We start from the raw sequence: 13,445 nt of genomic DNA, 5'->3' as shown, positions 1-13,445 counted from the left end.
CCGTTAACCCGACGTCACTAGACTGATTCGGACACCCACGAAAACCACCAAGGAGACTGTTGTGGCTCAGATCGAAGCTGTAGGCGCTCGCGAGATTCTCGACTCCCGTGGCAACCCGACCGTCGAGGTCGAGGTGCTGCTGGAGGACGGCACGGTCAGCCGTGCCGCCGTCCCATCCGGCGCGTCCACCGGCGCCTTCGAGGCCTACGAGCTTCGCGACGGCGACAAGGACCGCTACCTGGGCAAGGGCGTCGAGAAGGCCGTGGACGCGGTCCTCGACGAGATCGGCCCGGCGATCGAGGGCTACGAGGCCAGCGACCAGCGCCTGGTGGACGAGGCGATGATCGAGCTCGACGGCACCGACAACAAGAAGCGCCTCGGCGCCAACGCGATCCTCGGCGTCAGCCTCGCGGTCGCCAAGGCCGCGGCCGACTCCGCCGACCTGCCGCTGTTCCGCTACATCGGCGGCCCCAACGCGCACGTCCTCCCCGTCCCGATGATGAACATCATCAACGGCGGCGCCCACGCCGACACCGGCGTCGACATCCAGGAGTTCATGGTCCTTCCCATCGGCGCCGAGACCTTCTCCGAGGGCCTGCGCTGGGGCGTGGAGACCTACCACTCGCTCAAGTCGCTGCTGAAGTCGAAGGGCCTCAACACCGGCCTCGGCGACGAGGGCGGCTTCGCCCCCGAGCTGGAGCACAACCGCGCGGCGCTCGACCTCATCTCCGAGGCCATCGAGAAGGCCGGCTTCACGGTCGGCTCGCAGATCGCCCTCGGTCTCGACGTGGCCTCCACCGAGTTCTTCGAGAACGGCGTCTACCGCTTCGAGGGCCAGGACCGCACCGCGGCCGAGATGAGCGCCTACTACCAGGAGCTCGCGGCGAACTACCCGCTGGTCTCCATCGAGGACCCCCTGGCCGAGGACGACTGGGAGGGCTGGACCCTCCTCAACGCCGAGCTCGGCGGCAAGCTGCAGCTCGTCGGCGACGACCTCTTCGTCACCAACCCGAAGCGTCTCGCCCAGGGCATCAAGGCGAAGGCCGCCAACAGCATCCTGGTGAAGGTCAACCAGATCGGCACCCTCACCGAGACGCTCGACGCGGTGTCGCTGGCCCAGCGCAGCGGCATGACCGCCGTGCTCTCGCACCGCTCCGGCGAGACCGAGGACACCACCATCGCCGACCTCGCCGTCGCCACCGACGCCGGCCAGATCAAGACCGGCGCCCCGGCCCGCTCCGAGCGCGTCGCCAAGTACAACCAGCTCCTCCGCATCGAGGAGGAGCTCGGCGACGCCGCCGTCTACGCCGGCCGCACCGCCTTCCCCCGCTTCCAGGGCTGACCTACCGCCGAAGGGTGAGTAATCGCGGTTATCCCGTCAGGGATTTCCGCGACTACTCACCCTTCGGCGTAGCTGGGAGGATGTGGGAGTGGGGGTTTCGGGGAGGTGCTGGTGCTGGGGGTGTTCCTCCTGCTGGCCGCGCTGTTCGTCGTGTTCGGCGCCTACCTGCTGCGCCGGCCCGAGCGGGCGGCGGCCCTGTTCGCCGACCGGGATGCGCGGGAGCGGTTCCGGCCGCGCGACGCCCGGGCGATCGGGCTGGTGTTCACGCTCGGCGGGCTCGGACTGGTCGCCGTCGGAGCCGTGCGGCTCGTCGTCATGCTGACAGCGCACTGAGCACCCCGCGACACCCCGGCCGCGCGGCTGCCGCTCAGGGCGGATCGCCTACGATTGTCAGCGGGGACGCCCGGTCCTCCACGTCCGCCCAGAACCGCAGGAGGGGCCATGCCGAAGCCGCGCACGCAGCGCGTCGCCGCCTCCTTCGAGCAGCCGACGGCGACCGGGCGCTGGCTGCGCGGCCTGCACTTCTCCGCCTTCTCGCTCGTGATGATGGGGGCCGTCGTGCTCGCCGTCGTCATCCTGGCGCCGTCGCTGCAGGGCTACCTCTCGCAGCGCCAGCAGATCGCCGACCAGCAGAAGGCCGTCCAGCAGCTCTCCGCGCAGGTGGACGCGCTCAAGGAGCAGCGCGCCCGCTGGAACGACCCGAGCTACATCCGCGCCCAGGCCCGCGACCGGCTGTACTACGTGATGCCGGGGGAGACCAGCTACCTCGTCATCGACGACCGCGCCCCCGCGGCGAAGGGCGACACCACTCCGGTGAGCTCCAAGCTCCAGAAGACGCGCACCGACTGGGTCGGCTCCCTGTTCGGCTCGCTGATGGGCGCCGGGCTCACCGACGCCACCCCGGCGCAGCTCGGCAGCACGCCGGCGCCCGCCCCGACTCCCGCACCGAGCAAGTAACCCAGGAACGCAAGACACGACATGACCAGACCTCCGTTCGACCCCGTCACCGACGCCGACATCGCGGCCGTGAGCGAGCAGCTCGGCCGCCCGGCGCGCAACGTCGTGGGGATCGCCGCGCGCTGCGTGTGCGGCCGCCCGACCGTCGTCTCCACCGCCCCGCGGCTGGACGACGGCACGCCGTTCCCGACCTTCTACTACCTCTCGCACCCCGCCGCCACCGCCGCGATGTCGCAGCTGGAGGCCACCCAGGTGATGAACGAGTACAACGACCTCCTGGCGGAGGACGAGGACGTGCGCGACCAGTACCGCGCCGCCCACGAGCAGTACCTCGCCGACCGCGAGTCGATCGGCGTCGTGGCGGAGCTCGCCGGTGTCTCGGCGGGCGGGATGCCGACCCGCGTCAAGTGCCTGCACGCGCTCGCGGCGCATGCGCTCGCCGCCGGCCCCGGCGTCAATCCCATCGGCGACCTGGCGCTCGCGCGGGGCGGGTGGTCGCCCGAGGTGTGCGAGTGCCGCATCCAGGCCGGCTGACCCGGCTCCGCCGCACCCTGGCTGCGGGCGCGACGGCGCTCGCGGCCGCCCTCGTCGTGGGGATCGCTCCCGCGACCGCAGCGCACGCCGACCAGGTGCGCGACCTGGAGTACTGGCTGACCGAGTACGGCTTCGCCCAGGCCTGGCAGACGACCAAGGGCGCGGGCGTCAAGGTCGCGGTGATCGACACCGGCGTCGACGGGACCGTACCCGACCTGGCCGGCGCGGTGACCGGCGGCACCGACGTGTCCGGCGTCGGCGCCGCGAACGGCCAGAAGCCGCTGGGCGACGGCGACGCCGCGAACCACGGCACCTGGGTGGCCTCCCTGCTCGCCGGGCGCGGGACCGGCCCCGACACCGGGGTGCTGGGCGCGGCGCCGCAGGCGAGCATCCTCAGCGCCTCCGTGGCGCTCGGCAAGGCGACCGGGAACGTCGACAACGACGATCAGATCGCGAAGGCGGTGCGCTGGGCGGTCGACAGCGGCGCCTCCGTCATCAACATCTCGCTCACCCGCAACACCCTCGACTGGCCGACGAGCTGGGACGACGCGTTCCAGTACGCGTTCTCCCATGACGTGGTGATCGTCGCGGCGGCCGGCAACCGGGGGAGCGGGACGACCGAGGTCGGCGCGCCCGCCACCATCCCGGGCGTCCTCACCGTCGCCGGCGTCGACCGGGCCGGGCAGGCCTCCTTCGACGCGTCGTCGCAGGGCATCACGATCGGCGTGTCCGCGCCGAGCGAGGAGCTGGTCGGCGCGAACCCGGGCGGAGGCTATGTGCAGTGGGCGGGCACCAGCGGGGCGGCGCCGCTGGTCGCCGGGGCGGTCGCCCTCGTGCGGGCCGCGCATCCCGGGCTGAAGGCGCCGGACGTCATCAACCGGATCATCCGCACCGCACGGAAGCCGGCCGGCGTCACGACGGTCCCGAGCCCGGTCTACGGCTACGGGCTGCTCGATGCGGCGGCCGCGGTGACCGCGACCGTGCCGCACGTGAGCGCGAACCCGATGGGCGACCTGGCCCAGTGGGTCCACATCCACCGCCGGGCGGAGACCCCCGCCACGGCTGTCCCGAAGGCGCCGGACGCGCAGGCCGCGCCGGCGCCCGCGAAGCTCAGCCCGGAACGACCTGTAGCATGGACATCGTTCTTCTGGCCGCAATGGAGCGTCCTCACCGCCTTCTGGCTGCCGTTCGGTCTGATGTCCGGTTTCGTCACACTCCTCGCCCTCGGCGGGGTGGGTGCGTGGCTGCATTTCAGGCGAGCGCGTAGCAGGGGGTAGATTAACACCCATACTTTCGTGTTGAGGAGACGCATTACTGTGCCCAAAATCCTGATCGTCGGCGGAGGATACGCCGGTTTCTATACCGCGTGGAAGCTCGAGAAGCAGCTCCGCTCGGGCGAGGCCGAAGTGACCATGGTCGACCCGCTGCCGTACATGACGTACCAGCCGTTCCTCCCCGAGGTGGCCGTCGGCTCCATCGAGCCCCGCCACGCGGTGGTCTCGCACCGCCGTCACCTCACGAGCACGAACATCGTCAGCGGCAAGGTCGGCTACATCGACCACGCGAACAAGACGGCGACCATCCACCCGGCGGCGGGCGAGCCGTACGAGTTCGAGTACGACATCGTCGTGGTCACCGCGGGCGCCGTGTCGCGCACCTTCCCGATCCCGGGCGTCGCCGAGCAGGCCGTGGGCCTCAAGACGATCGAGGAGGCCGTGTACATCCGCGACAAGATGCTCACGAACTTCGACAAGGCGTCGACCCTCCCGGCCGGTCCGGAGCGCGACCGCCTCCTGACCGTCACCGTCGTCGGCGGCGGCTTCGCGGGCATCGAGATCTTCGCCGAGCTCCGCTCCTTCGCGAGCGCGCTTCTCAAGAAGTACCCCGAGCTGTCGTTCGAGGACACGCACTTCCACCTGATCGAGGCCATGGGCCGGATCATGCCGGAGGTGTCGCTCCCGACCAGCCACTGGGTCATCAAGAACCTCGCCGAGCGCGGCGCGGAGATCCACCTGGAGACGCAGCTCACCAGCGCCGTCGACGGCCGCATCGAGCTGTCCACCGGCGAGAGCTTCGAGACCGACCTCATCGTCTGGACGGCCGGCGTCATGGCCAACCCGACCGTGGTCCGCCACACCGACCTCCCGATCGAGGAGCGCGGCCGGCTGCGCGTGCGCGCCGACCTGCGCGTGGGCACCGACGAGGAGATCGTCGTGGACGCCTGGGGCGCCGGCGATGTCTCGGCCGTCCCCGACCTGACCGGCGCGGGCGTCGGCGGCTACTGCGTGCCGAACGCCCAGCACGCCGTCCGCCAGGGCAAGCTGCTCGCGAAGAACATCATCGCGGACCTCCGCGGCGAGCTGCCGCGCCAGTACTACCACAAGAGCCTCGGCGCCGTCGCGGGTCTCGGCCTCGGCATCGGCGTGCTGCAGTCCGGCAAGCTGGCCATCAAGGGCGTCCTCGGCTGGTTCGCCCACCGCGGCTACCACGGCCTGGCGATGCCGAGCTGGGAGCGCAAGTGGCGCGTCCTGTGGGGCTGGTGGAACAACTTCTGGCTCGGCCGCGACATCGTCTCGCTGGAGGCCCTCCAGACGCCGCGCGCCGCGTTCGAGGAGTTCGCCGCCCGCCCGAAGCCGGCCCTCGAGACCGCCCCGGCCGAGGCCCCCAAGAAGAAGGCCGTCGCGAAGGAACCCGCCGCAGCCAAGTAAGCCACCCAGAAGGCCCGGTCCCCAGGACCGGGCCTTCTGCATGCCAGGGGAATGCGGCCGGCGCGCCCCGAAATCTCCTTCAGAAGCCCTATCCGAAGGAGATCCCGACGTGTCTTCCTGCACAGCAGCGCGCCCTCAGGGCTGCAGCTCAGTGTGCCCCCAGTGGGACTCGAACCCACACTCGGGCGATTTTAAGTCGCCTGCCTCTGCCAATTGGGCTATAGGGGCGATCCGTCCGCGGAAGCGGCTCGACGTCAGCGGTCGCGGTAGGGCGACTTCACCATCTGGACGATGGCGCCTAACGCGAGAGCGCCGCCGACGATGATGACCGTCCAGATGAATCCGATGAGCACGCCTTCCATGCGTCCAACCATATACGCGTCCGGGCCCGGCGGGGCCGCAGTCCGCCCTCAAGCTTGTCGCCCTCTCCTGAGGCCGCGTGACGGCTGCCCGCCGCGCTGAGAGGTCCCTCAGGCCGCCCCAAGGGTGCACCCACCCGGGCCGTGCAGACTAGGTGCCGACACCCTTTCTGGTGAGGTGTCCTCCGACCCGGCTGGAGCCCGAGATCCCCCGACGTAAGGCTCCGGCCGGGTCCTTTATGCCCGCAGCGCGTCGGCTAGGCTCGCCGGGTGAGCGACACACGATGCCCCTGCGGGAGCGGCGAGACCTACGCGAACTGCTGCGGTCCCCTGCACGCCGGAGTCCCTGCGCCGACCGCCGAGCGGCTGATGCGGTCGCGGTTCAGCGCGTTCGCGCTCGGGGACGCCGCCTACCTGCTCAGCAGCTGGCATCCGTCCACCCGCCCGCAGGCCCTCGACCTGGACGACGGCCTCCGCTGGTACCGGCTGGATATCGAGTACACCGAGCGGGGAGGCCCGTTCGACGCGGACGGCGTCGTGGCGTTCACCGCGTACTACAAGGGCGCCGAGCGCGGCAGCCTGAACGAGGTGTCCCGGTTCGTCCGGGAGGGCGGCGACTGGTTCTACGTCGACGCGCTGTGAGCGCAAGCGTGCGCCCGTGTCAGCGCGCGGGCTCCACGTACCGCTCCCACAGCCACACCGACAGCGCGACCGCGGCGAACACGACCGCGATGATCACGACGGCGACGACACCCGCCCCGGTCTCGGCCAGCGACGTCACCGGCAGCAGCAGAGCGAACAGCACCGTGTAGACGACGAGCGCCATGGCCAGCCAGAGCGGCCGCGACCACCGCAGGACGGCGCGACCGGCGAGGGGGCCGAACGGCAGCAGCGCGAGGGCGGTCGAACCGATCGCGACGAGCGCGACGGCGTTCACCAGCTCCACCAGGAACGCCGACACCGCGCCGGACGGCGTCGGCAGGACGCCCACGGTCAGCCACGCCAGCACGCCGAACGCGGCGACCGCCGAGAGCTGGACGGCGGCCGTCCGGCCACGTTCGAGGCGCCCCAGCCCCTCGGGGAGCACCGCCCCGAGCACGAGTCCGAACAGGAGGGCGGGCTCCAGGCCGAGCAGCCGTGAGCCGATCGCGGCCGCCGCGACGACCACGAGGAGGCCGGGCCGCACGACCGTCCGCGCCACTGCCACTCCCAGGTGCCGGGTCATGCCGCGCGCGGAGAGGACCCAGATCGCGTTGACCCCGACGATGGCAAGCGAGACGGCGACCAGGAGGCGGACGTACGCCGAGGCGTCGTGGACGGAGGTGGACAGCGTCACGAGCGTCGCGGCGGCCACGCCGACGACGGGCGCGAGCCAGACCGGCTGCCTGCCCTCCGCGGCCGCGCCGTCCGGAGCGGCGTGCGCCCCGCCACCCGGGACCGCCGCGCGCCCGCCGAGCAGCGCGTCCGCCTCGCCGAGCTCCGCGGCGGCCCGGTTGCGGCCGAAGAGGGAGGCGCGCTCCGCTCGCTGCTCCCGCGGGCGCGCCAGCGACACGACGAGCAGCCGCGCGGGCAGCACGAGCAGCAGCAGTGCGGCGACCGCCAGCCCGACCGAGCGCAGCCAGCCGGGTAACGACGAAGCCGTGACGACCGGCGCGGAGGCGGTCGTGAACGGGGTGGAGGTCCAGCCCTTGGTGTTCGGGTGCGCCGGCGCGACCGGCGCGGAGGGCGGGGACGTGGTCGTCGGGGGCACCGCGGGCGCCGGCGCCAGGTTCGGGGCGGGACTGGTGCGGTTCCGCGGCGGCGTCGTCGCGCCGCCGGCGGCCTCCACCGTGACGGCGACGGGGTTGCTGCCCGCGCTCACGTTCCCCGCGCCGTCGCGCTGCAGCGCGGAGGCCAGGTAGTCGCCCGCCGGGAGGGTCGCGGCGCACGACCAGGCGCCCCCGGCGACCGTCGCGGTGCAGGCCACGGTCGTGCCCGCGGAGGTGCTGGCGTAGACGGAGACGGTGGCCCCCGACTCGCCGGCGCCCCCGAACCCGATCGTGCCGCCCGCGGCGACCGCCGTGCCCGGCGCGGGCGAGCTGATGGTCGGCGCCGACGGGGCGACGGTGTCGACCACGACGCCCACGGCCGGACTCCGCGCCGATCGCGTGGACGAGAACGGGGCCACCTGGGTGGCGGAGACCGTGTGCCGGCCGTCGCCGAGCCCCGGGACGACGCAGCCCCAGTTGCCCGCGCTGTCCGCGGGGAAGGTGCAGGAGGCGCCGGTCTCGGCGGTCACCGTCACCGAGGCGCCGGGGTAGGCCGTGCCGCGGATGCCGCCTCCGCTGGTCCCGCCCGGAGCGGACACGATGCTCGGCGGGGAGAGCACGTCGACGCGCCCGCTGCTGGCGAGCCCGCTGGAGCGGGAGACGGCGCGGACCGGCACGCCCGGACCGTCGGGGAGGCGCTGCAGGGCGCAGCGGAAGGTCCCGTCGGCCGCGGCGGTCACTGTGCAGGAGCCGGCGGCGCTCGCGGAGGAGCCGCCGGAGACGTCGATGACGTCGCCGGGGTCGGCGGTTCCGGACACGGTCAGCGGGAAGGTCGTGACCAAGCCGCTCGGCAGCGGGTCGAGTGTCGGCGGCCCCGGCGTCGGTGTCGGGGTCGGGGTGTCGGCCGGGGCGGAGTTGTCGGCGGGTGCGGTCGCGTCTGCGAGGGACGGACCGGTGACATCCGCTGTTGCTGTGCGGGTGGGAATGCTGCGGGACGCGCTGGATGCGGAGCTGGTCTGCGCCGACGCCGGAGGGGCGAGCCCCGCGATCGACCCGACGGCGAAGGCGAGCGCGGCGACGACGAATCCGGACAGCACAGCGACGACCGGCCCGGTCGCCCCCCTGGGCCGGACTGGTGGAGACACGTCCGACGTAAATACCCGCATTCCACCCCATTTGAGGGGCAGGACATGCCTCGTGTCAAACTACCCGGCCGGATTTACGGCATACTGACAAGTGGGTCAACTGTCCCACTCCGCGCGAGGACGCGCGACGGCACCGTGAGGAGCTTCGATGACGCGCATCGCCCCGGCAGCACGGCGCGCCTCGCTCGTGCAGGCGGCCCTGCGGGTGATCGCGCGGGACGGCGTCGCCGCCGCCACCACCCGGCGCATCGTCGCGGAGGCCGGGATGCCGCTGGCCAGCTTCCACTACGTCTTCGCCTCCCGCGACGAGCTGATGGCCGAGCTCGTGAGCACCGTCGTGGCGGGGGAGCAGAGCGATCTGGAGCCCGCGCTCGACCCGGCGACGGCCCCGCTGGAGCTTCGCGCCGCGATCCGCTCGGGCCTCCAGCACTACCTCGACGGCGTGCGCGCCGACCCCGACCGCGAGAAGGCGATGTTCGAGCTGACCCACTGGGCGCTCCGCGAGCCGGGCTTCGCGCCGCTCGCCCGCAAGCAGTACGACCGCTACTACGAGCTCGCCGAACGCGCCGCGCGCGCCGCCGCCGAACTGACCGGCAGCGCCTGGAGTATCCCGGTCGCCGAGGTCGCCCGCCTGCTGGTGACCCTCACCGACGGCCTCACCATCGCTTGGCTGGTGACCCGCGACGACGCCGCGGCCGAGCGCAGCCTGGACTTCGCCGCCGACGCGCTCGCCGCGCTCGCCGACGCCCCACGTCCCGTCCCCGCCCCCTCCACCCCCGACCCGAACGCAGGTGCCCGATGACCCACACCTCGACGCCGGCCGTCTTCGCCGAACCCACCCGTCGCGTCCCCGGCCGCTGGATCGCGGCCTTCGCCGTCGCCTGGCTGGGCGTCTGGATGGCGCAGCTCGCGCCCATCCAGAAGCTGCTGCCCGACCAGGTGCAGGCGCAGCTGCACACGAGCTACTGGGTGGACAACGTGGTCGCGTTCGGCATCATCTCCGGCATCTCCGGCGTCTGCGCGATCGTCGCGTACCCGCTGACCGGAGCGCTCTCGGACCGCACCACCAGCCGAGTCTGGTCGCCGTCGCCCGTGGGTCGCCGGGGGAGCGGCGCTGTTCGCAGTGTCGCTGGTCGTACTCGGCCTACAGACGACGATGGTCGGGATCGGCGTCTTCTGGTCGCTCGCGCTCACCGGGTTCTGCGTCCTCACGGCGGCGCTGACCGCGACGATCTCCGACCAGGTGCCGGTGGGCCAGCGCGGCTATGTCTCCGGCTGGATCAGCGCCCCGCAGGCGATCGGGATCATCCTCGGCGTCTCGCTCGTCACCTACGTGTTCGTCGGCGCCCTGGTCGGCTACACCGCCATGGCCGTGCTGCTGGTGCTGCTCGTCCTGCCGTTCCTGTTCCTCCCGGACGCGGTGCTGCCGCCGCACCTGCGCGAGCGGATGACGTTCCGCGGCGTGATCGAGGGGCTCTGGATCAGCCCGCGCGAGCACCCCGACTTCGGCTGGACGCTGCTGAGCCGGGTGCTGGTGAACTTCGGCAACGCGTTCGGGACGTCGTTGCTGCTGTACTTCCTGGAGTTCGGGCTGCACGACGAGCACGCCGACGACGACCTCCTCGTGCTGATCCTCATCTACATGGTGTTCGTCATCATCGCCTCGCTCGCGCTCGGCCGGCTTTCCGACCGGCTCGGGAGGCGCAAGGCGTTCGTGTTCGTGTCCTCGGCGCTGCAGGGCGTGGCCGCGCTGCTGCTGGCGTTCGTGCCGGAGCTGTCGGTCGCGATGGTCGCGGCGGGCCTGCTCGGCCTGGGCTACGGGTGCTTCCTGTCGGTGGACCAGGCGCTCGCGACCCAGGTGCTGCCCGACCCGGAGAACCGCGGCAAGGACCTCGGCATCATGAACATCGCGACGGCCGTGCCGCAGGCGATGGCGCCGCTGTTCGGAGCAGCGATCGTGGCGGCGCTCGGCGGGTTCGTCGGGCTGTTCGTGCTCTCCGGGGTGTTCGCGTTCGCGGGAGCCCTCGCGGTCGCACGGGTGAAGGCGGTGCGCTGATGACGGATCTCATCGACTTGACCACCAAGCCTTCCGCCTCCGAGCGCACCTGGACCACGCCCGACGTGTTCTGGCCCGCGCTGAGCGCAGCGACCGCCCGCCTCGACCCGGCGTTCGGCGCGCTGCACCTGCCCGCGCTGCGCCACAACACGCACGACATGCTCCGCCGCGCCGCGGGCAAGCCGATCCGGGTGGCCTCCAAGTCGGTGCGCGTGCGCGCGGTGCTGGACGCCGTCCTCGCCCTCCCCGGCTACGCGGGCGTGCTCGCCTACACGCTGCCCGAGGCCCTGTGGCTGGCGGAGGGCGACGCCGGCCACGCGCCGATCGAGGACGTCGTGGTCGGCTACCCGACCGTCGACCGCGCCGCGATCGCCCGGCTGGCCGCCTCGCCCGAGCTGGCCTCCCGAGTCACGCTCATGGTCGACTCGGTCGTGCACCTCGACCTCATCGACGCGGTCGTGCCGCCGGCGCAACGGGAGACGATCCGGCTCTGCCTGGAGCTGGACTCCTCCTGGGACGCCCCCGTGCTCGGCCACATCGGCGTCTACCGCTCGCCGCTGCACAGCGTCGAGACGGTGCGGGCGGTCGCGGAGGTCATCGTGCGGCGACCCGGCTTCGCGCTGGTGGGGATGATGGGCTACGAGGCCCAGATCGCCGGGCAGGGCGACAACCCGCCTGGACGCCCGGCGTGGGGCGCGACGCTGCGCTGGATGCAGAAGAGCTCGCGCGAGGAGCTGATCGCCCGCCGCGGGGAGGCCGTGGCCGCCGTGCGCGCGATCGCCGACCTGGCGTTCGTGAACGGCGGAGGCACCGGCTCGCTGGAGTTCACGGCCTCCGACCCGTCGGTGACCGAGATCGCCGCGGGCAGCGGCCTGTTCGGCGGACACCTGTTCGACACCTATCGCGGCTTCCGGCCCGCGCCCGCGGCGTCGTTCGCCCTGTCCGTGGTGCGCAGGCCCGACGAGCGCACGGCCACCCTGCTCGGCGGCGGCTGGATCGCCTCCGGCCCTCCCGGAGCGGACCGGCTCCCGAAGATCGAGTGGCCGACCGGGCTGTCGATGGTCGACCGCGAGATGGCCGGCGAGGTGCAGACCCCGGTCACGGGCACGGCGGCGGGCATCCTGCGCGTCGGCGACCGGGTCTGGCTGCGGCACACGAAGTCGGGGGAGCTCAGCGAGCACGTGGACGACTTCCACCTGGTGGACACAGTGGACGGCCGGGCGGCCGTTGTCGGCTCCGCGCCGAGCTACCGCGGCGAGGGGAAGGTGTTCCTGTGACGGCGAACGGGGCCGTCTGGCGGAACTGGGGCCGCAGCGAGTCCATCCGTCCGCAGCGCGTCGAGCGCCCGCGCGACGCGGAGGCCGTCCAGCGCGCGGTCGTGGCGGCCGCGAACCAGGGGATGCGGATCAAGGCGGTGGGCGCCGGGCACAGCTTCACCGGCATCGCCGCGGCGCCCGGCGTGCTGCTCGACCTGGAGGACGTCAGCGGCGTCCTCGACGTCGACCTGGAACGCGGCCGGGTGCGCCTGGCCGCGGGCACGCGCCTGCACCAGCTGCCGCGGCTGCTGCGCCCCTACGGCCTGGCGCTGCAGAACATGGGCGATATCGACCGGCAGACCATCGCGGGCGCGACCTCCACCGGTACGCACGGCACGGGCGGCTCCTTCGGCGGCCTGGCGACCCAGATCGTCGCGGTCACGCTCGTGACCGGCACCGGTGAGCTGCTGACCGTGAGCGAGGACGAGAACGCCGACCTGCTGCCCGCCGTCCGCCTCGGGCTCGGCGCGCTGGGGGTCATCGTGGACATCACCCTCCAGTGCGTCCCGGCGTACCTGCTCAAGGCGGTCGAGCGTCCGGAGCCGCTGCAGCAGGTGCTCGACAGCTACCTGGAGCGCTCGGCGCGCGAGGACCACTTCGAGTTCTACTGGTTCCCGCACACCGAGACCGGCCTGACCAAGACGAACACCCGGCTGCCGCTCACCGAGCCGCGCGCCCCGCTGTCGAGGGCCGGACGCTGGCTGGACGACGAACTGCTCGCCAATGGCCTCTACCGCGGCGTCTGCGCGGTCGGGACGGCGGTGCCCGGCATCATCCCGCCGTTCAGCCGGCTCGCCCAGAAGCTCACCGGGAACCGGGACTTCACCGACCACTCGCCGCGGGTGTTCGTCACCAACCGCGGCGTGCGCTTCCGCGAGATGGAGTACGCGCTGCCGCGGGAGGCCGTGCCCGGTGCGCTCGCCGAGGTGAAGGCCCTCATCGAGCGGAGGGGCTGGCGCATCTCGTTCCCCATCGAGGTGCGCTCGGCGGCGGCCGACGACAACTGGCTCTCGACGGCGCACGGTCGCGAGACCGGCTACATCGCGGTGCACCGATACTTCCGGGAGGACCCGACCGAGTACTTCGCCGCCGTCGAGGAGATCATGACCGCCCACGCCGGCCGCCCGCACTGGGGCAAGATGCACACCCGCGACGCCGACTCGCTGCGCGACGCCTACCCCCGCTTCGACGCCTTCCTCGCCGCCCGCGACCGCCTCGACCCCGACCGCCGCTTCGACAACGCCTACCTCCGCCGCACCCTCGGCCCCTGACGCAATCTC

At 72.6% G+C, this 13,445-nt stretch carries 12 protein-coding genes and 1 tRNA gene; 11 read left to right on the top strand and 2 right to left on the bottom strand.

Translation table 11 applies throughout. The features are described 5' to 3' along the window. Positions 1–61 precede the first annotated feature (61 nt). The 6 genes from eno (at position 62) to ACQ86L_RS05630 (ending at position 5,541) form a co-directional block, all read left to right on the top strand. Positions 62–1,342: a phosphopyruvate hydratase gene (eno, locus tag ACQ86L_RS05655; protein ID WP_434318032.1), complete on the top strand. Its 1,281-nt coding sequence runs from the start codon at positions 62–64 to the stop codon at positions 1,340–1,342. 111 nt (positions 1,343–1,453) lie between these two features. Continuing rightward, positions 1,454–1,675 carry a hypothetical protein gene (locus ACQ86L_RS05650; RefSeq protein WP_434318031.1) on the top strand — a complete coding sequence of 74 codons (222 nt, stop codon included), beginning with the start codon at positions 1,454–1,456 and terminating at the stop codon, positions 1,673–1,675. A gap of 108 nt (positions 1,676–1,783) precedes the next feature. Then, entirely contained in the window at positions 1,784–2,299 is a 516-nt protein-coding gene (locus ACQ86L_RS05645) for an FtsB family cell division protein (protein WP_434318030.1), read from the top strand. Positions 2,300–2,320: 21 nt separating this feature from the next. Further along, positions 2,321–2,833 carry a DUF501 domain-containing protein gene (locus ACQ86L_RS05640; RefSeq protein WP_434318029.1) on the top strand — a complete coding sequence of 171 codons (513 nt, stop codon included), beginning with the start codon at positions 2,321–2,323 and terminating at the stop codon, positions 2,831–2,833. Continuing rightward, the gene (locus tag ACQ86L_RS05635) at positions 2,812–4,110 is read left to right on the top strand and encodes a S8 family serine peptidase (RefSeq protein WP_434318028.1); all 1,299 of its coding nucleotides are present in this window, start codon (positions 2,812–2,814) and stop codon (positions 4,108–4,110) included. Before ACQ86L_RS05640 ends, ACQ86L_RS05635 begins: the two co-directional genes overlap by 22 nt. A 39-nt stretch (positions 4,111–4,149) precedes the next feature. Further along, positions 4,150–5,541: an NAD(P)/FAD-dependent oxidoreductase gene (locus ACQ86L_RS05630; RefSeq protein WP_434318027.1), complete on the top strand. Its 1,392-nt coding sequence runs from the start codon at positions 4,150–4,152 to the stop codon at positions 5,539–5,541. A 154-nt stretch (positions 5,542–5,695) separates the two neighbouring features. On the opposite strand, the gene ACQ86L_RS05625 is transcribed toward ACQ86L_RS05630, so the two are convergent. Then, positions 5,696–5,769 (bottom strand) — tRNA-Leu (locus ACQ86L_RS05625). A gap of 401 nt (positions 5,770–6,170) precedes the next feature. On the opposite strand from ACQ86L_RS05625, the gene ACQ86L_RS05620 reads away from it, so the two are divergent. Beyond that, entirely contained in the window at positions 6,171–6,542 is a 372-nt protein-coding gene (locus tag ACQ86L_RS05620; RefSeq protein ID WP_434318026.1) for a YchJ family protein, read from the top strand. A gap of 19 nt (positions 6,543–6,561) precedes the next feature. On the opposite strand, the gene ACQ86L_RS05615 is transcribed toward ACQ86L_RS05620, so the two are convergent. Then, positions 6,562–8,745: an Ig-like domain-containing protein gene (locus ACQ86L_RS05615; protein WP_434318025.1), complete on the bottom strand. Its 2,184-nt coding sequence runs from the start codon at positions 8,743–8,745 to the stop codon at positions 6,562–6,564. A gap of 196 nt (positions 8,746–8,941) precedes the next feature. Here ACQ86L_RS05615 and ACQ86L_RS05610 point away from each other — a divergent pair, with 196 nt between their 5' ends. From ACQ86L_RS05610 to ACQ86L_RS05595, 4 genes are all read left to right on the top strand, one after another. Beyond that, positions 8,942–9,595, top strand: coding sequence for a TetR/AcrR family transcriptional regulator (locus ACQ86L_RS05610; RefSeq protein ID WP_434318024.1), 654 nt, complete (start codon positions 8,942–8,944; stop codon positions 9,593–9,595). A gap of 321 nt (positions 9,596–9,916) precedes the next feature. Next, complete coding sequence (locus ACQ86L_RS05605) at positions 9,917–10,849, top strand: MFS transporter (protein ID WP_434318023.1); 933 nt, start codon at positions 9,917–9,919, stop codon at positions 10,847–10,849. Continuing rightward, positions 10,849–12,126: an amino acid deaminase/aldolase gene (locus tag ACQ86L_RS05600; protein WP_434318022.1), complete on the top strand. Its 1,278-nt coding sequence runs from the start codon at positions 10,849–10,851 to the stop codon at positions 12,124–12,126. Before ACQ86L_RS05605 ends, ACQ86L_RS05600 begins: the two co-directional genes overlap by 1 nt. Further along, entirely contained in the window at positions 12,123–13,436 is a 1,314-nt protein-coding gene (locus ACQ86L_RS05595; protein WP_434318021.1) for a D-arabinono-1,4-lactone oxidase, read from the top strand. The genes ACQ86L_RS05600 and ACQ86L_RS05595 overlap by 4 nt, the downstream gene beginning before the upstream one ends. Positions 13,437–13,445: the final 9 nt, after the last annotated feature.

The organism is Leifsonia sp. P73, assembly GCF_051059105.1.
Taxonomy (GTDB): domain Bacteria; phylum Actinomycetota; class Actinomycetes; order Actinomycetales; family Microbacteriaceae; genus Leifsonia.
Note: the sequence above shows the minus strand (reverse complement) of the source record. Positions and strands in the feature narration are given on the sequence as shown.

Coding starts and splice junctions, on each gene's coding strand:
- ACQ86L_RS05645 (WP_434318030.1), top strand. CDS start 1,784: ATGCCGAAGCCGCGCACGCAGCGCGTCGCCGCCTCCTTCGAGCAGCCG.
- ACQ86L_RS05640 (WP_434318029.1), top strand. CDS start 2,321: ATGACCAGACCTCCGTTCGACCCCGTCACCGACGCCGACATCGCGGCC.
- ACQ86L_RS05610 (WP_434318024.1), top strand. CDS start 8,942: ATGACGCGCATCGCCCCGGCAGCACGGCGCGCCTCGCTCGTGCAGGCG.
- ACQ86L_RS05600 (WP_434318022.1), top strand. CDS start 10,849: ATGACGGATCTCATCGACTTGACCACCAAGCCTTCCGCCTCCGAGCGC.